Annotated in this window: 17 protein-coding genes and 1 pseudogene; 9 read left to right on the top strand and 9 right to left on the bottom strand. The window is 70.2% G+C overall.

The features are described from left to right. Positions 1–21: 21 nt before the first annotated feature. Positions 22–735, bottom strand: coding sequence for a hypothetical protein (locus R2J75_RS05555; protein ID WP_316411233.1), 714 nt, complete (start codon positions 733–735; stop codon positions 22–24). A 437-nt stretch (positions 736–1,172) separates the two neighbouring features. Between R2J75_RS05555 and R2J75_RS05550 the strand changes: the two genes are divergently transcribed. From R2J75_RS05550 to R2J75_RS05540, 3 genes are all read left to right on the top strand, one after another. Next, positions 1,173–2,261: a sensor histidine kinase gene (locus R2J75_RS05550; protein WP_243334647.1), complete on the top strand. Its 1,089-nt coding sequence runs from the start codon at positions 1,173–1,175 to the stop codon at positions 2,259–2,261. After that, positions 2,258–2,980 carry a LytR/AlgR family response regulator transcription factor gene (locus R2J75_RS05545; protein WP_243334645.1) on the top strand — a complete coding sequence of 241 codons (723 nt, stop codon included), beginning with the start codon at positions 2,258–2,260 and terminating at the stop codon, positions 2,978–2,980. Before R2J75_RS05550 ends, R2J75_RS05545 begins: the two co-directional genes overlap by 4 nt. 116 nt (positions 2,981–3,096) lie before the next feature. Then, entirely contained in the window at positions 3,097–3,633 is a 537-nt protein-coding gene (locus R2J75_RS05540; protein WP_243334643.1) for a Spy/CpxP family protein refolding chaperone, read from the top strand. Here R2J75_RS05540 and hppD read toward each other — a convergent pair. After that, entirely contained in the window at positions 3,630–4,739 is a 1,110-nt protein-coding gene (hppD, locus tag R2J75_RS05535; protein ID WP_243334642.1) for a 4-hydroxyphenylpyruvate dioxygenase, read from the bottom strand. The genes R2J75_RS05540 and hppD overlap by 4 nt on opposite strands. Before the next feature lie 106 nt (positions 4,740–4,845). Here hppD and R2J75_RS05530 point away from each other — a divergent pair, with 106 nt between their 5' ends. Both R2J75_RS05530 and R2J75_RS05525 read left to right on the top strand, forming a co-directional pair. Next, entirely contained in the window at positions 4,846–5,967 is a 1,122-nt protein-coding gene (locus R2J75_RS05530; protein ID WP_316411232.1) for a homogentisate 1,2-dioxygenase, read from the top strand. A 64-nt stretch (positions 5,968–6,031) separates the two neighbouring features. Then, positions 6,032–6,640, top strand: coding sequence for a tetratricopeptide repeat protein (locus R2J75_RS05525; RefSeq protein ID WP_316411231.1), 609 nt, complete (start codon positions 6,032–6,034; stop codon positions 6,638–6,640). A 77-nt stretch (positions 6,641–6,717) separates the two neighbouring features. Here the strand turns inward: R2J75_RS05525 and R2J75_RS05520 are convergent, their stop codons facing one another. From R2J75_RS05520 to R2J75_RS05510, 3 genes are read right to left on the bottom strand one after another with little or no spacing between them, the layout of a single operon-like run. Further along, positions 6,718–7,317: a hypothetical protein gene (locus tag R2J75_RS05520; RefSeq protein WP_243334639.1), complete on the bottom strand. Its 600-nt coding sequence runs from the start codon at positions 7,315–7,317 to the stop codon at positions 6,718–6,720. A 59-nt stretch (positions 7,318–7,376) separates the two neighbouring features. Beyond that, on the bottom strand, positions 7,377–8,237 hold the full coding sequence (locus tag R2J75_RS05515; protein ID WP_243334638.1) for a flavin reductase family protein: 861 nt from the start codon (positions 8,235–8,237) through the stop codon (positions 7,377–7,379). Then, positions 8,234–9,205 carry a fumarylacetoacetate hydrolase family protein gene (locus R2J75_RS05510; RefSeq protein WP_243334636.1) on the bottom strand — a complete coding sequence of 324 codons (972 nt, stop codon included), beginning with the start codon at positions 9,203–9,205 and terminating at the stop codon, positions 8,234–8,236. The genes R2J75_RS05515 and R2J75_RS05510 overlap by 4 nt, the downstream gene beginning before the upstream one ends. A 101-nt stretch (positions 9,206–9,306) precedes the next feature. Here R2J75_RS05510 and R2J75_RS05505 point away from each other — a divergent pair, with 101 nt between their 5' ends. Then, complete coding sequence (locus R2J75_RS05505; protein WP_316411228.1) at positions 9,307–10,695, top strand: MFS transporter; 1,389 nt, start codon at positions 9,307–9,309, stop codon at positions 10,693–10,695. A gap of 25 nt (positions 10,696–10,720) precedes the next feature. Then, positions 10,721–11,221: a DUF2059 domain-containing protein gene (locus R2J75_RS05500; protein WP_316411227.1), complete on the top strand. Its 501-nt coding sequence runs from the start codon at positions 10,721–10,723 to the stop codon at positions 11,219–11,221. An 18-nt stretch (positions 11,222–11,239) separates the two neighbouring features. Here R2J75_RS05500 and R2J75_RS05495 read toward each other — a convergent pair whose 3' ends face one another. From R2J75_RS05495 to R2J75_RS05485, 3 genes and pseudogenes are all read right to left on the bottom strand, one after another. Further along, on the bottom strand, positions 11,240–11,821 hold the full coding sequence (locus R2J75_RS05495; protein WP_243334633.1) for a YdeI/OmpD-associated family protein: 582 nt from the start codon (positions 11,819–11,821) through the stop codon (positions 11,240–11,242). Between the two features lie 267 nt (positions 11,822–12,088). After that, entirely contained in the window at positions 12,089–12,313 is a 225-nt protein-coding gene (locus R2J75_RS05490) for a GxxExxY protein (protein ID WP_316410066.1), read from the bottom strand. Positions 12,314–12,351: 38 nt separating this feature from the next. Beyond that, positions 12,352–13,120 (bottom strand): annotated as a pseudogene (locus R2J75_RS05485) (IS5 family transposase). Between the two features lie 165 nt (positions 13,121–13,285). Between R2J75_RS05485 and R2J75_RS05480 the strand changes: the two are divergent. Next, positions 13,286–13,723, top strand: coding sequence for a hypothetical protein (locus R2J75_RS05480; RefSeq protein ID WP_243335364.1), 438 nt, complete (start codon positions 13,286–13,288; stop codon positions 13,721–13,723). Between the two features lie 54 nt (positions 13,724–13,777). Here the strand turns inward: R2J75_RS05480 and R2J75_RS05475 are convergent, their stop codons facing one another. Then, entirely contained in the window at positions 13,778–14,833 is a 1,056-nt protein-coding gene (locus R2J75_RS05475; RefSeq protein WP_316411225.1) for a bifunctional methionine sulfoxide reductase B/A protein, read from the bottom strand. Positions 14,834–15,045: 212 nt separating this feature from the next. Between R2J75_RS05475 and R2J75_RS05470 the strand changes: the two genes are divergently transcribed. Further along, a complete protein-coding gene (locus tag R2J75_RS05470) occupies positions 15,046–16,332 on the top strand; it encodes a citrate synthase (RefSeq protein ID WP_243335368.1) in 1,287 nt (428 codons plus the stop codon). Positions 16,333–16,390: the final 58 nt, after the last annotated feature.

Raw genomic sequence — 16,390 nt, 5'->3', positions numbered from 1 at the left:
GGGTCCGGAACCCTCCCGGGGTCAGCTGTTGCTGGCCACCGAGCTGTAGGCCGCAGCGGCCACGGATTCCAGGCTGCGGGCATGGGTGGAGGTCGCGGCCTGGGACTGCAGCCTGGCCAGGAGATCGGCCAGGGCGGTGCTGGCGCTGGCGGTGTCGCCGGAGGCCAGGGCGGAGGTGAGCGAGCTCACCGAGTCGCTGGTGGAACTGTCGCTGGACAGGCCCTGGGCCTTTCCGAGGATCGTGTCGAAGAGCGTCTGGGCGGAGGAGGTGTCCCCGCTTCCGAGCAGCGCGCTCAGCTGGTCCAGGTCGTTCTTCAGAGGATTGCTCCCCCCCGAGGGCGGCGGCGGAGGCGCCTGGGCCGCCATGTTCGACTTGACCGTGGACAGGGCCGAGGTGGCCGCGGCCGTATCGCCCGAATCCAGGGCGTCGCCCAGGGCCTTGAAGTCGGACGGGACGTCCCCGTGCCGCTTCATCTGCTCCAGCATGGCCGCGTAGGTGCTCTTGGCCGTGCTGAGGTCCCCGGAGGAGAGCGCGGACTCCAGCTTGTCCAGGTCCGCCTTGAACGGATCGGTGCCCTGGGCGCTGGCCGTCTGGGCCGCCGAGGAGATGGAGAGGATGTCGGTGGTGCCCGAGCTGTCGTCGGTGTCGTCATCGGACACCGTCGAGCTGCTGCCCAGCAGCCGCTGCAGGTAGAGGGCCGTCAAGCTCGACGACCCTGTGGCGGTGATGTTCATGGAGACCTCCTTGGAAGGTGGACACGGTCCAAAGGCTTCGACGCAAGGGACCCGCCAACCCGGACCCCCCTTGGATCGGCCCGGGACCCGCTCCCAGTGAGCCTTTGCGCCCAACGTCGACCCGGCCCCGCCCAACGTCGCGAAGGACCCGCCCGGCGAGGCGACCCCCCTCGGCGGCCTCGGCCCCCCCGGGACGCCGCGATCGCGTCAACCTTTATCATTGATTGACTTACACCCGGATCGGCAATTCCGGCCGCGCGCCGGCGGCCCCCAGGCCTCCCAAGGCCCTCCCGGGCCCGTCCCCGCCCCGTCACCGGACCCAGCCCCGGCGCCGGCGGGCGGTGCGCCAGCGACGTTCGGCGGTCCCTCTCCCCCTTTGGGCGGGTTTCGCGCTTTCATGGAGACGCGGCCCCGCGGCCGCCCAGGAAAAGGCGGCCATGCGGCAGGAAATGATCATCCCCTCCCTCCGGCAGCGGCTCACGGACCGCGCCAGCGTGGGCCTGCTCCTGCTGGTCGGCGGCATGTTCTGCCTTTTCCGCGTGATGCTCGGCCCCAGCCACCTGAGCGCGGCCGAGCTGGTGACCCCCTTCCTCATGCTCTTCGCCCAGCTGGTCCTGGCGCCGATCCCCTGGCAGTGGACCGGGGACGACGCGCCCATGGCGTCGGTGGGCCGCGGGTTCCTCCAATCCCTGGTCTTCGGCCTCCTGTGGGTGGGCCTCCTGGTGACCCTCCTCCATCTGCTGTCCATGGAACGCCCCCCCGACGTCGGGCCGCCCCCGGGCCTGGACCTGCCGCCGCCAGGCGGCCCCCATGGCCCCGGCCCGGGGGGCCGGCCCTTCCCCGCCCTCGGGCTGGGCGTCCTCAACCTGGCCGCGAGCATCATCTTTGGCTGGCTGTTCGCGGGCCGGGAGGCCACCCGCCTGCGGGAGCTGCGCACGGCCGGCCTGCTGCGCCAGGCCCGGTCCCAGGCCCTCCAGGGCCAGCTGGAGCCCCACGTCCTCTACAACGCCCTCAACAGCCTCTCGGAGCTGGTCCACGAGGATCCCGCCGCCGCCGAAGAGATGATCGCGCGTCTCGCGGATCTCTACCGCATGCTGACCCGCCACGGGGAGGTGGAGCTCCTGCCCTTGGCCAAGGAGCGCCAGCTGGTGGAGGCCTACCTGGCCATGGAGTCCATGCGCCTGGGTCCGCGCCTCCGCGTCCGGTGGGCGTGGCCGGCCTGGGCCGACGACCTCCGGCTGCCGCCCCTCCTCCTCCAGCCCCTGGCGGAGAACGCCATCAAGCACGGCATCAGCCCCTGCGACACGGGCGGCGAGCTCGAGCTGGGGGTGGTGCGGGAGGGTGCCCGGGTCGCGCTCTTCGCGGCCAACACCGGCCTCCCCCTGGCCCCGGGCGCCAAGGAGGGCGTGGGCCTGGGCAACCTCCGGGAGCGCCTGGAGCTCCGGCGCGAACTCGACGCCAGCCTGACCCTGGGCCAGGAGGGGGACCGCACCGTGGCCCGCGTGTCCATGAAGGAGAAGCCATGAGCCGACTCCGCGTCGCCGTCGCCGAAGACGAGGACCTGAGCGCCAAGCGCCTGGTCCGCCTCCTGGAGGAGGCCGGCTGCGAGATCGTGGCGGTCTTCCGGGAGGGGAGGGGCCTGTCCGAATGGCTCGCCAACCCCCGGACCCTGGACGCCCTGTTCCTGGACATCCACATGCCCAACCTGGACGGCCTCGCGATCCTCAAGTCCCTGGACGGGCGGATCCCCGCGGTCCTCACCACCGCCTTTCCGGAGCACGCGGTGGAGGCCTTCGACTCCGAGGCCACCGACTACCTCCTCAAGCCCATCACCGCCTCCCGGCTGGAGCGCGCCCTGAAGCGCATCGAGAGCCGCCGCGGCCCCGAGGCCGTCCCCGCGCCACCGCCCTCCCAGGGCCCGGTGCGCTACCCCGTCCACGCCGGGGAAGGCCTCGTGTTCGTGGACCTGGCCCGCACCACCCACTTCGAGGTGGAGAACGAGGTGGTCTTCGCCCACGCGGGCCAGCGCATGCGCACCAGCTGGACCTCCCTGGGCGAGGTGGAGGCCGCCTTCCCCGCGGCGGGCCTCCTGCGCATCCACCGCCACCTCCTCATCCGGCCCGAGGCCGTCGTGGGGCTGCGGCCCGCGCCCGGCGGACGCGCCTTCGTGCGGCTCACCGGCGGCGTGGAGGTGGAGGCCAGCCGGGGCGGCGCCCCCCGCCTCCGGGAGCGCCTGGGCCTCTGACGCCCGGCGGCGCGCGGGACCCGCCCGGCGGGAGGCCCACACGGTCCGGCGCGTGCGCCTGGACGCCCCTGCGCGGGGCCCCATGCTGGGACTGCGAACGACCCCCAGGAGGCCCCATGTTCCGCTCCGTTCTCCCCTGCCTCGCCCTGCTGGCGCTGCCCCTCGCGGCCCAGGCCCCCGGCTTCCCGCCCCAGGGCGGGCGCCCCGACCTGGAAGGCCCGGGCCCCGGCGGCCCCGGCGACCGGGGACCCGGCCACCCCGGCGACCCGCGCGGAGGGATGCGGCCCGGCGGATTCGATCTGCCCCTCCACGCCCTCGGCCTCACCCCGGAGCAGGCGAAGGCCGTGAAGGGCCTCCTGGACCAGGGACGCGAAGCGGACCGGCCCCTCCACCAGGCCCTGTGGGCGCAGGAAGAGGCCCTGCGGACCGCCGCCGGGGACCCCGCCGTCCCCGAGGCCCAGCTCCGGGCCCTCCACACCGCCGCCGCCGACGCCCGCTTCCGGCTGCTCCTCGCCCAGCGCGCCCGGACCCGGGACCTCCTGGCCCTCCTCACCCCCGAGCAGCGGGCCACCTGGAAGCGCATCCAGGACAAGCAGGCCCAGGCCCGGGCCGCCCAGCGCGCCCTGGCCGAGGAGCTGCCGCCGCCGCGCTAGAGCACGCCGCGACGCTGCTGGTCGAGCTCGATCGAGTCGTAGAGGGCCTGGAAGTTCCCTTCCCCGAAGCCCATGTTCCCCCGCCGCTGGATGATCTCGAAGAAGAGGGGGCCGATCTGGTCCTCGCTGAAGATCTGGAGGAGGTAGCCGGAGGCGTCGCCGTCCACCTGGACGCCCAGCGTTTCCAGCGAGCGGAGGTCCTCCCGGACGGTATAGCCCCCCGCCTGGATCCGGCCGGGCAGGAGCTCGTAGTACGTGGCCGGCACCTTCAGGAACTGGAAGCCCTGCTCCGTCAGCACCTGGAGGGTGCCCTGGATGTCGTTGGTGGACATGGCGATGTGCTGGACGCCCTGGCCGTTGTGGCGGTTGACGAATTCCTGGATCTGGCTCCGCGCGTCGGTGGGCTCGTTGATGGGGATGATCACCCGGCTGTCGGCGCTCTGGACGACCTTGGAGTTGAGGCCCGTGCCCAGCTGGCCGCGGATGGCGAAGGTGCGGGTGACGGTGAACCCGAAGACCCGCCGGTAGAAGTCCACCAGGGGCTCCATCTCGCCGGGCCCCACGTTGTTGGTGAGGTGGTCCACCCGCACGAGGCCGGGCTCGCAGAGGGGGAGGCCCGGATCCGGCTCCAGGAAGGGCCAGAAGGGCTCCACCTCGCCCCGGCGCTCCACCAGGTAGTTGAGGACGTCCCCCACCCCCTTGATGGCGGCGAAGCGCAGGGTGCCGCCGCCCAGGGCGTGCGTCTCGGGCTCCTGCATGATCTTGGCGCCGGCGGACCGGGCGTGCGCCAGGGCCGCGTCCAGGTCGGCCACCTCGAAGTTGAGGGCGCAGACGCCCTCGCCGTGGGCCTTGAAGTAGCGCCCGGCCCGGTGGGTGTCGTCGGCCTCGAGGATCAGCACGTCCATGCGGTTCTGGCGCAGATGGACGAGGCGGCCCCAGGGCGCCCGGCCGGAGGCCGCGCGGTGGAAGCCCAGGCGCCGGTACAGGGGCTCGAGCCGGTCCAGCACGCCCGTCATCTGGAAGTGGTCGATGCGCACGATCCCCAGGGGGTTCGTGGCCGCGCCCGCGTCGGGCTGGGTGGTGAGGTCGAAGGTGGTCCTGGTCATGCGCCAACTCCCGGTCGGAGGATCCAGGATCCTATCATCCTCCGGGAGATTGAGACAATGTCGCGCCTTGGAGGTATGCTGGCCGTGCCTTTTCCCAGGTGACCCCATGAAGCTCGTGAACGAAACCAGCCTCTTTCCCCTCCGGAAGGGGCGGATCACCCGCCAGGCCCACGTGGACCTGCCCGAAGGCACCTACGAGGAGGAGTTCGCCCGGCAGGGCTTCTTCGGGCGGACCACCCACCTGTACCGCGCCCACCCTCCCACCGGGTGGACGGACATCGAGGGCCCCCTCCGCCCCCGGTCGTACGACCTGAACCGCCTGGCGCCCCCGGCGGCCGGGGACCGGCCCGCCGCCTTCGCCCCCACCTGTTTCCTGCGCAACGAGGACGTCGCCCTGCACTGGGTCCGCCCCGGGGCCATGGACTTCCTCTACCGCAACGCCGACGGGGACGACGTCCACTACGTCCACCGCGGCGGGGGCCGCCTCGAGTGCACCTTCGGCGTCCTGGACTACGCCCAGGGCGACTACCTGGTGATCCCCCGGGGCACCACGTACCGTTTCCTGCCGGGCCCCGGACCCCAGGAGCACCTGCTCATCGAGAGCGCCTCCGAGGTCACCCTCCCCGACCGGAACCAGCTGGGGGCCCACGCGCTCTTCGATCCCGCGGTCATCGACACCCCCGAGCCCGAGGCGCCGGCGGAACCCGACCGGCCCTGGACCGTCCACGTGAAGCGGCGCGGGGAGATCACCCGGGTGACCTACCCCTTCAACCCCAACGACGTCGTGGGCTGGAAGGGGGACCTCACCGTGTGGCGGATCAACGTCAAGGACATCCGGCCCGTCGTCAGCCCCCGCTACCACCTGCCGCCCAGCGCCCACAGCACCTTCCTGGGCCGCAACTTCGTCATCTGCTCCTTCCTGCCCCGCCCCTTCGAGGAGGAGGCGGGCGCCATGCGCGTGCCCTTCTACCACGCGAACATCGACTACGACGAGGTGCTGTTCTACTCCGACGGACACTTCTTCAGCCGGGAGGGCATCGGCCCCGGCATGGTGACCTGGCACCCCCAGGGCATCCACCACGGTCCGCACCCCAAGGCCATCCCCGCCAGCCGCCTCAAGGACCGCACGGACGAGGTGGCCGTCATGGTGGACACCCTGCGTCCCCTGGAGGCCACGGAAGCCGCCCGGGGCGTCGAGAACGAGGCCTACTGGGCCTCCTGGAAATGAGGGAGCGGGCGGCATTTCATGAGAGAATGGCCGACCCGTTGTGACGCGACGGGTTGGAGGCATCGTGGAGAACCGCAACATCCTCATCGGCCTGGGCACTGGCTTGGTGGCTGGCCTTTTGGGAGGCTTCGGACTGGGCTATTGGATCGGCTCCAACCAGGGCCACACGCACCCGGCGGCCCCGGCCGCGGCGCCGGCCCCGGGCATGCCGGGCGGCATGCCCCCGGGCATGGGCCAGGGCCAGGTGGAGGCCTTCGGCCGCATCAACGCCACCAAGGCCGCCCTCGAGCGCGACCCCAAGAACTTCGACGCCTGGGTCCAGCTGGGCAACGACTACTTCGACACCCACCAGCCCCAGGCCTCCGTGGACGCCTACGCCAAGGCCATCGAGCTGAACCCGAAGCACCCGCGCATCGCCGACGTGCTCACGGACCAGGGCGTCATGCTCCGCGAGCTGAAGGCCTACGACAAGGCCCTCGCCAACTTCAAGAAGGCCAACGCGGCCGATCCCAAGCACCTGCCGAGCCTGCTCAACATCGGCATCGTCTACGCCAACGACCTCAAGGACACCGCCGCCGCCAGGAAGGCGTGGACCCGCCTCGTGGAGCTGGCTCCCGACAGCCCGCAGGGGCAGCAGGCCAAGGCGCTGCTCGAGGCCATCCAGGCCCAGTAGGCCCCCGACGCCGGGCGCCCCCCGCGGACCCGGGTCCGCGGGGGGCGCGCCGCGTCAGGAGGCCCGCGGGCCCCGGCTCAGAACCGGATGCCGGCGTAGAGGCCGATCTGGAACTTGGGGGCCAGCGCCTTGATCTGGTCCTCTTCCGGGGAGGTGGCGTCCACGGACTTGGAGGTGACCGGCACGGCGGCCTCCACGCCCACGAAGGGCTTGACGACGGGGCTGGGGATGGCGATGCCCGCGTTCACCCGGATCCAGGGGCGCGCGTACGTGGTGCTGGCGCTGCCCGTGTCGAGCTTCTCGAAGCGGTACTCGACGCCCGCGCCGAGGGCCACGAAGGCCTTCAGGTTGGCCATGGCGCCGATGGAGAAGTGCTGGGTCTTGTACTCGCCGGTGCCGAAGGGGGCGCCGTTGATCCGGATCGTGGCGTTGGCCCGGGACTCGGGCTGGAAGCCCGCGGTCACCTCCAGGAGCGCCGGACCGAAGTCCAGGACGGAGCGGCCCACGCGGAACCCGTAGGTCACCTTGTTGTCCACGTCCCCCGAGAAGGTGTTCCCGCCGAGGGTCACGTTCTGGGACCGGAAGGACTGCTGGCCGATGAACACACCCGCTTCCCAGGTGTTGGCGGAAAGGGGAAGGACGACGAGCAGCGGCAGGAACATGGCAGCTTTTTTCATGGTTGCCTCCTGGAACGGCGCGAGCGGACTTCCCATCGTCCGCCGGAACGGATCCCGTGTCAACGGCCCTCGGCCCCCATGCGCACGCGCCTTCCGGCCAGGCGCCAGGCCTCCCCCAGGTCCTCCCGGGCCAGGGCGGCCTGGATGGCGCGCTCGAGCCCCTCGACCTCCCCGGGATCCCCCGGCCGGGCCTCGGCGGAGGCCGGGTCCGGGATCGACCCCACACCGGCCAGCCGACCCAGGTCGTTGCCCGTGAGGATCCGGCTGTTCCTTAGGACGTCCGGCAGGGCGTCGAACCCTGCCGGGCAACCAGCCGGCTTGGCCACCTCCAGGAGCGCCGGTCCGGAGGCGCGGGTGTACCAGGCGCCCCCGTTGCGTCCCACCAGGTCCAGCTGGTCCGGGTGGGCGGAGCCCGAGAGGTCGTCCCGCAGGTGGAAGGCCACCACCTCGCCGATGAGCAGGAGGCCCGAGCCGGGCCCGGTCCCCAGCTCCACCTCCCGGACGAGGGTGCACTCCATCTGGAAGGGGCTCTCGGCCACGAGGGCCGGCGCCACGAAGCGCGCCGGCGCCGGGGTGAGGCCCGACTTGCCGAACTCGTCCACCCCTTCCGGGAACTCGGCGCTGGCCAGGTTCATCTGGTGCAGCATGGCGTGGCTCACCGCCGCGATGACGAACTCCCGGGTGGCGGTGGCGTTGAGCCAGGTGTGCTTCACCGTGCCGTCCCGGGCCCGGCGGTTGGGCGCGAAGGCCACCATGGGCGGGTTCGAGCCGAAGGCGTTGAAGAAGCTGAAGGGCGCCAGGTTCCGGATCCCGGCGGCGGAGACGGTGCTGGCCAGGGCGATGGGGCGCGGCGCCACCCCCGCGCAAAGGAGGGCGTTCGTGGCGGCCGGGGTCAGGTCCCCGGGCAGGACGGTCCTCACGGGCGCGGCCCCAGGGCCACCAGCTCGGGCGGGAGGGCGGGCCCTTCGCCGAGGACCACGGCGTTCTCCAGCCGGCCCAGGCCCTCCACCTCCATCACGACGCGGTCGCCGGGCTTCAGCCAGAGGTCCTTCACCACGCCGGAGCCGTTGAGCTCCAGGAGACAGCCGGTGCCAACGGTGCCGCTGCCGATGACCTCCCCGGGCCCCACCCGCACCCCGTAGGCCGTGCGCTGCAGGATCTGGGCGAAGGTCCAGTTCATGTCGGCGGCGTTCCCCTCGCTGAGGCGGCGCCCGTTCACGTCGCAGGTCATGCGGGCCGCCAGGACCCGGCCCCGGTCCGTGGCCGTCAGGGGCAGTTCGTCGGCGGTCACCAGCCACGGGCCGAGGCTCGTGGCGAAGTCCTTGCCCTTGCAGGGGCCCAGGGACAGCTTCATCTCCTCCATCTGCAGGGCGCGCGCGCTCCAGTCGTTCATCACCATGAATCCGAACAGGGCCGCGTCCGCCTCCGCGAGGCTGCAGTTGCGCACGGTCCGCCCCGTGACGGCGGCCACTTCAAGCTCGAAGTCGAGGCGGTCCAGGTGGTGCTCCAGCACCTCCACGGGGCCCGGGCCCGTGACCGCCTGGTGGTTGGTGAAGTACGTGACGGGAAAGCGATCGAATTCGGGGATCATGTCCAGCCCGCGGTTCCGGCGGGCGGTCGCGACGTGCTGGCGGAAGGCGTAGCCGTCCCGCATGGACACGGGCCGGGGCAGCGGCGCGAGGAGGTCCGGCGCCTGCACCCGGCAGGCCGCCGGGGCGTCCTCCAGGACCGCCCGGGCGAGGGGCATCAGCTCGTCCTGGCGCCGGATGAGGGTCAGCATGTCCACGGCCAGCCGGGGATCGGCCGCGTGGAAGTCCACGATGTCCCCGCCGGGGGCCACGGCCCCGATGCGCTCCTGGCCTTGGTGGAGGAAGGTCACCAGCTTCATGGTCGCTCCTGGACCCCCAGCATAGCGCGGATTGAGTCTCAGGCGCCCGCAAGGCGGAACCGATCCATGCTAGATTCAACCATCCCATCCCAGGAGCCGCCGTGACCGCCACCCCCCCCGCGGAGAAGCCCGCCTCGCCCCTCCGGGAGATCGTCCAGCCCTTCGTGGACCTGGTCCACGCGCCCCGGGCCCTCTGGGCCGTGAACCTCCTCAGCTTCCTCGAGGGGTTCGTCTACTTCGGCATGGTCATCTACCTGCACATGTACTTCAACCAGTACGGCGGCCTCTCGGACCCCAAGGCGGGCCTGATGGTGGGTCTCCTCACCTGGGGCATCACCATCTCCATGCTCTTCTTCGGCGGCAGGGCCGACGCCTGGGGCCTCCGGCGCACCTTCCTGACGGCCCTGGGCATCATGGCCGCGGGCCGCGGCCTCCTGGCCGCCCTGCCCTACCTGGGGCTCGCGGGGGGCGGCTTCGGCAGCCCCTTCGTCCTCGCCGGGGCCGGCGCCATCGTCCTGGTCATGACCGGCTACGGCATGTGCTACCCGGCCGGGTATGCCGCCGTCCGCAAATTCACGACGCCCGCCACCGCCTCCATGGGCTTCGCCATGCTCTACGCGGTGATGAACCTGGGCGGGTGGCTCCCCACCTTCATGACCCCGGTCCGCGAGCGCTGGGGCATCCGGGGCGCGTACGGCTTCTACGCGGGCGTCACCCTCCTCACCCTGGTGCTGGTGGCCGTGCTCCTGGACCGCCGGACCGAGGCCAAGGCGCTCGCCGAGGGCGCCGCCGCGGCCCCGGCCCGGGAGGCCCAGCCCGAGGCGGCCCCCGCCTCCGCCCCCGAAGGCCTCGCGGCGCGCGCGGCCTCGTGGTTCCGCAACCATCCGCTCGCCGACCCCAAGTTCAGCTACTTCATCTTCTGCCTCATCCCCGTCCAGACGCTGTTCGCCTACAACTGGCTGCTCTTCGCGCCCTACGTGAGCCGGGCCTACGCGGGCACCTGGATCGGCAACCATTTCGAGGCCGCCTCGAGCCTCAACACCATCCTCGTCTTCGTGCTCTGCCCCATCGTGGCCGGCCTCACGAGCCGGGTGAAGGTCTACACCATGATGATCCTCGGCACCGCCGTCATGGCCAGCCCCACCTTCCTCCTCGCCCTGGGCCCCACGACGCCGGGCCTGCTGGCCTACATCCTCCTGATGTCCGTGGGCGAGGCCATGTGGCAGCCGCGCTTCCTCCAGTACGCCGCCGAGATCGCCCCCGAGGGCCGCACGGGCGCGTACATGGGCGTGGCCCAGTTCCCCTGGTTCCTCACCAAGATGATCGTCAGCTTCTACGCCGGCAGCGCCCTGGCCAAGTGGTGCCCCGCGGGGCTCCCCGGGAACAGCGGGACCATGTGGCTCATCTTCGGCTGCGTGGCCATGCTCACCACCGTGCTCCTCATCGCGGCCCGCGGCTGGCTGGGACGCGACTTCAAGACCCAGGCCTGACCCGCAGTCCCTTCCCGGAGGCCCCATGCGCCTGATCGGATCCCCCCTCGCGTTCGCCGCGGCCCTCGCCGTGCTCGCTCCGGCCTCCGCCGGGGCCCAGGCGCCCGCCCCCTCCCCCCACGAACAGGCCGCCCGGGACCTCATCGCCCTGGTCGAAGGCCCCGCCGTGGCCAAGGCCGCCGCGGCCGCCATGCTGTCCGCCATGACGGCAAACAACCCGGAGCTGGCGGCCTACCAGGACGTCGTCCTCGCCTGGTGCGAGAAGCTGTACAGCATGGAGTCCTTCAGCCGCGACATGGCGGCCGTCTACATGAGGCACTTCTCCGAGCAGGAGCTGCGGGGCCTGGCGGCCTTCTACCGCACCCCCCTGGGCCGCAAGACCCTCGAGCAGCTGCCCGTGGTCATGCGGGAAGGGGCCCAGGTGGGCGCCCAGCTGGCCCAGGCCCACGTGGAGGAGCTGAAGACCATGCTGACCGACGCCATGAAGGCACGGCAGGCCGACCGGACCCGGAAGGCCGAATCCTGATCGGCCGACGGCCTCGCCTCACTTCCTCACTTCACCCGGCCCCAGGCCGATGCGCTTGTTCTCCAGCAGGAGGGCGACAGCCTCGGCCACGCGCTTGACCCGGGTCTCCTCCCGCTTGGCAGACCCGATCCAGCCGAGGTAGCGGCGCTGATGCGAGGGCGGCAGCGCCATGAAGTTGACCCAGGCCACCGGATGGGCCTGGAGGGCGGCTTCGAAGCCTTCGGGTGGGAGGGCTCCCTGGGGCGCCGCTGGGGGAGCGGGGGTTGACCAGGCCTCCCTCCAGGCGAGCCCCGCAGGGCGCATCCGCCCCTGGGCCTCCAGGCTGGCGGCGATCGCCTTGTTCACCTCGGACCAGCGGGAGGCCGGGGTCCGGGGGGTGAACCGCTGGGCGTAGCGGAGTTCGTCGATGCGCTGCCGTACGCCGTCGATCCAGCCGAAGCACAAGGCCTCCTCCAGGGCCTCCCGGTAGGTGAGCGCGGCCTGCCCCGTGTGCTGCTTGAGGAAGACCAGCCAGACCCCCTTGGATTCGGCGTGGCGCGCCTGGAGCCATGCGCGCCAGGCCTCGCGGGTTCCGGGTTCGAAGGTGTCCGTCAGGATCATGGCCCCCCCTTGAGGCAGGGTGCGGAAGACAGGTTTTCGGGATCGCCCCATGATACGCCCGCCAGCCCATGCGCTGGACTAGGGTGTGTTCGAAATCTAGGATAGTAATGGCTAATACCCATCCGTGCCGGAGCATGGAGGAGCTGGAATAGTGAGTCTGTGCTGCAGTGCCTGATGGCGCCGCGCATTCGCAGCATCCTATTGGAACGCGGAGGCGCGGAGGATCTCGCTGAGGCTCGCGGAGAAAGGATCAAGCCCTTGTATGTATCACCCGCTTGATTCCACCGTCTTTGAAAGGCCACTGACGGAAATTGAGGAGCAGGCCGACCTCCATTCCGCCTTAGCCTCCACGACCACGAGGTCGTCAACCAGCAAATCCAGCCGGTAGGCCCGCTCAACCACAAGCCCCCTCCACTCGATATCCAGGGGCAGGTTCCAGGAGCGCTTTCCTCCGCGACCCTCTGCGAGATCCTCCGCGCCTCCGCGTTTCATAGGATCAATGAGGATCCGGAACGCTTGTCACCCTCCGCTCATAGCCTCAGCCAGATCACGATGCAGGCCAAAGCCACCTGGGCTGAGAAACTTCGCGCCGTTTTGTCGAACCTGGTGGCCAGCGCCCTGAACTGTTTGAGCTTGGCGAACCCATGCTCGATGGCATGGCGGGCCTTGTATAGGTGTGAGTCCCAGGCCGCCGGATTCTTGCGCCGGGGATGAGGTGGGATGACGGCTGTCGCACCCATGGCCTCGATCGCCTTCCTTACCGGGTTCCCATCGTAGGCCCGATCTCCGAACACGTACTCTGCCTGCCAACCGCACAGCAATCCTTCAGCAGACCGGCTTTCATGGGCTTGCCCCGGAGTGACTGCCCCGGAGTGACCAGGAAATCCAAAGGATTACCGTGGGCATCGCAGATCAAATGGATCTTGGTCGAGCATCCACCCCGAGATCGTCCGAGCGCCTGGTTCCAGAGCCCCCCCTTTTGCCTGCTGAAGGTTGATGAGCGCGAATGATGGTGCCATCCAGCATGACCCACTCCAGGTCGGCTTCCTTGCGCAGGAACTCCAGGATCCTTTGCCACACGCCGCGCTTGGTCCAGGCCTCAAATCGCGTGTACACGCTTGTCCAAGGTCCAAATTCCTCCGGCAGGTCCCTCCACGGCGCCCCAGTCCTGTGCCTCCACAGGATCGCCTCCACCATGGGACGGTTGGGGTGACGGGATCGCCCCATCCCTCCACGCTCTGGCGGAAGGAGCGGTTCAAGCTTTGCCCACATGGCATCGGTCAGGAAACGTCTCGGCATCGTTACCCCAGGAAAATTCGTGGTGTACGAGCCTTTACGTATGAGTACAAGTTAACTATTTATCTAATCTATAGATTCCGAACACAGCCTAGGTGTTACCGCTTCTTCTGGCGGCCTGCACGAGGATGGAGATACCATTCAGTCCTACCTCCCCTTGGAGCGACCATGGCGTCCAGCAAGGTCCTGCCCTTCCTCGCCCTGGCCCTCGGCCTGGGCGTCGCCTGCGCGCCCCCCGCGGGGCCGGCCCGGATCGGGGCCTTCGTCGGCAAGCCCATCCAGGCCTTCCTGGCCGACAGCGGCCTGCGCCCCGCCCGGGTCCAGAAGGGGGCCGACGGCACGGTCTATACCTTCGACGTGACCACCTGGGAGGAAGTCGCCCTGCCCCCCGCCGGCCCCGCCCGTCCCCAGAACATCACCAACGAACCCGCGCCCCTGGGCCTGGGGGCCCCCAGCGCCTTCCAGGAGCCGCGGGTGGCGCCGGGCACGCCCGCCCCGGCCCCCCTCCTGAAGGCCCCGGCCTCCACGCACCACCTCCTCACCGTCCGGACGGATCCCGACGACCGGATCCAGGCGTATACCTGCCTGCCCCTCCCCCGGCCCTGACCTCCGGAACCCGCGGACGAAGGGGCCGCGCGTCCCGGAGGGGCGCCTTCCCGCTCAGAAGCTGAGGGGCCTCACGTAGTGGCAGGTGTAGCCGCCGGGGTGCTTCTCCAGGTACTTCTGGTGGTAGTCCTCGGCGGGCCAGAAGGTGCGGGCCTCGACGATCTCGGTGGTGAGGGGGCGGCCCCACTTGCCGGAGGCCTCCACGAGGGCCTTCACGCGCTCGGCGGTCTTCCGCTGGGCCGCGTCGTGGACGAAGATGGCGGACCGGTACTGGGTGCCGATGTCGTTGCCCTGGCGGTTCGGGGTGGTGGGGTCGTGGAGGGTGAAGAAGAACTTCAACAGGTCCTCGTAGGAGAGCTTCGCGGGATCGAAGGTCACCTCGAGGGATTCGGCGTGGCCCGTGCGGCCCGTCTTCACCTGCTCGTAGACGGGATGGTCCGTGGTGCCGCCGGTGTAGCCCACCCGCGTGGAGAGGACGCCGGGCTTCTCCCGGAACAGCTCCTCCATGCCCCAGAAGCAGCCCCCGGCGAGGGTGGCCACCTCGGTCCGGCGCGAGGGGACCAGCCCGAAGAGGGGGAGGTACTTGGCGTAGCCCTGGGCCTCCAGTTCGGAGGCGGGCACGAAGCGCAGCGCCGCGGAGTTGATGCAGTAGCGCTGGCCCGTGGGGGCCGGCCCGTCGTCGAAGACGTGGCCCAGGTGGCTGCCGGCCGTCCTGGAGCGGACCTCGGTGCGCACCATGCCGTGGGAGTCGTCGCGGCGCTCCGCGATCTCGCCGGCCTCCAGGGGCCTGGTGAAGCTGGGCCAGCCGCAGCCGGCGTCGAACTTGTCCTTGCTGGAGAACAGCGGTTCGCCCGAGACCACGTCCACGTAGATGCCGTCGGCCTTGGTGTTCCAGTACTCCCCCGTGAACGGGGCCTCCGTCCCGGCCTCCTGGGTGACCCGGTACTGCTCCGGCGTCAGCCGCTTGCGAAGCTCCTCCTTGGATTCCCTGCCTTCCACGCGTGCCTCCCGTCGTTGATCCCCGGGGCGTCCGCCGGGGAGGGCCATGGCGCCCAGGACGCCCAGGCCCAGGATCAGGAATCCCAGAATCGCCTTGCGGGGGATGGCCATGGTCCGCTCCTCGTCCCTGCCCGGGACGTTGATATTGTGACCGCTTCTCAGGCGGCCGGGGCAAGGGAATTTGCGCACCCCGCCCCGGGGGGATTTTTCCGGCACTCGATCCTGAGATCTCGATTGGGCGCAGGTTTCCGCGAAATAAACTGGAGCGCCGAAGTCATCATTGGCGTATAAAATGCTCCATCACGGCCACCTGAGGGGACTTCATGACCAACACGGCGAAACTGGAGCTGGACGGCAAGACCTACGAGCTTCCCGTCATCGAGGGCACCGAGAACGAGAAGGCCGTCGACGTGAGGGATCTCCGGGCGAAGACCGGCTACATCACCTACGACGAGTCCTACGCGAACACCGGAAGCTGCCAGAGCCGGATCACCTTCATCGACGGCGAGAAGGGCATCCTCCGCTACCGGGGCATCCCCATCGAGGAGCTGGCGGAGGGGTCCACCTTCGTGCAGGCCGCCTACCTGATCATCTTCGGCAGGCTGCCCACCGAATCCGAGCGCCTGAAGTTCTCGGGCCTGCTGACCAAGTACCAGATGATCCACGAGGACATGAAGTTCCACTTCGAGGGCTTCCCCTCCTCGGCCCACCCCATGGCCATCCTGTCGGCCATGATCAACGCCGCCGGGTGCTTCCTGCCCCAGCTGAACACCGAGTACGATCCCGAGCGGTTCGAGATCCAGGCGGCCCACCTCCTGAGCCAGGTGCGCACGCTGGCCGCCTACGCCTACCGCAAGTCCCGGGGCCTGCCCTCGATCTACCCGAAGAAGAAGTACATGTTCACCGAGAACTTCCTGCACATGATGTTCTCGGAGCCCGACGAGGACTACGAGCTCGATCCCGCCGTGGTCGACGCGCTTGACCTGATCTTCCTCCTGCACGCGGACCACGAGCAGAACTGCTCCACGGCCACGGTGCGCATGGTGGCGTCGAGCCGCGCGAACCTCTTCGCCTCGGCCTCCGCGGGCGTGTGCGCCCTCTGGGGCCCCCTCCACGGCGGCGCGAACCAGGCCGTCATCGAGATGCTCCAGGAGATCCGCGCCACCAAGGACGACGGCACCCACTTCCTGGACCGCGTCAAGAACAAGGGCCAGGGCGCCAAGCTCATGGGCTTCGGCCACCGGGTCTACAAGAACTACGACCCCCGCGCCCGCATCATCAAGCGCAAGTGCGACGAGGTGCTCAACAAGATGGGCATCAGCGATCCCCTCCTGGACATCGCCAAGAAGCTGGAGGAGACGGCCCTCAACGATCCCTACTTCATCGAGCGCCGCCTCTACCCCAACGTGGACTTCTACAGCGGCATCATCATGCAGGCCATCGGGATCCCCGTGGAGATGTTCACCGTGATCTTCGCCATCGGCCGCATGCCGGGCTGGATCGCCAACTACAAGGAAGTCGCGGAGAGCGGCGACAGCCGCATCTACCGCCCCCGCCAGATCTACCAGGGCAACAAGCTGAACCATTACGTGCCCCTCTTCGAGCGGTAGACCGGTCCCCCCGGCCCTTCCGGCGGTTCCCGCGGCGCGCCGCGGGCACCGCCGGAAG

The sequence above is a fragment of the Mesoterricola sediminis genome, from assembly GCF_030295425.1.
Taxonomy (GTDB): domain Bacteria; phylum Acidobacteriota; class Holophagae; order Holophagales; family Holophagaceae; genus Mesoterricola; species Mesoterricola sediminis.
The sequence above is the reverse complement of the archived record's forward strand: the minus strand, read 5'-3'. Positions and strand labels throughout refer to the sequence as shown.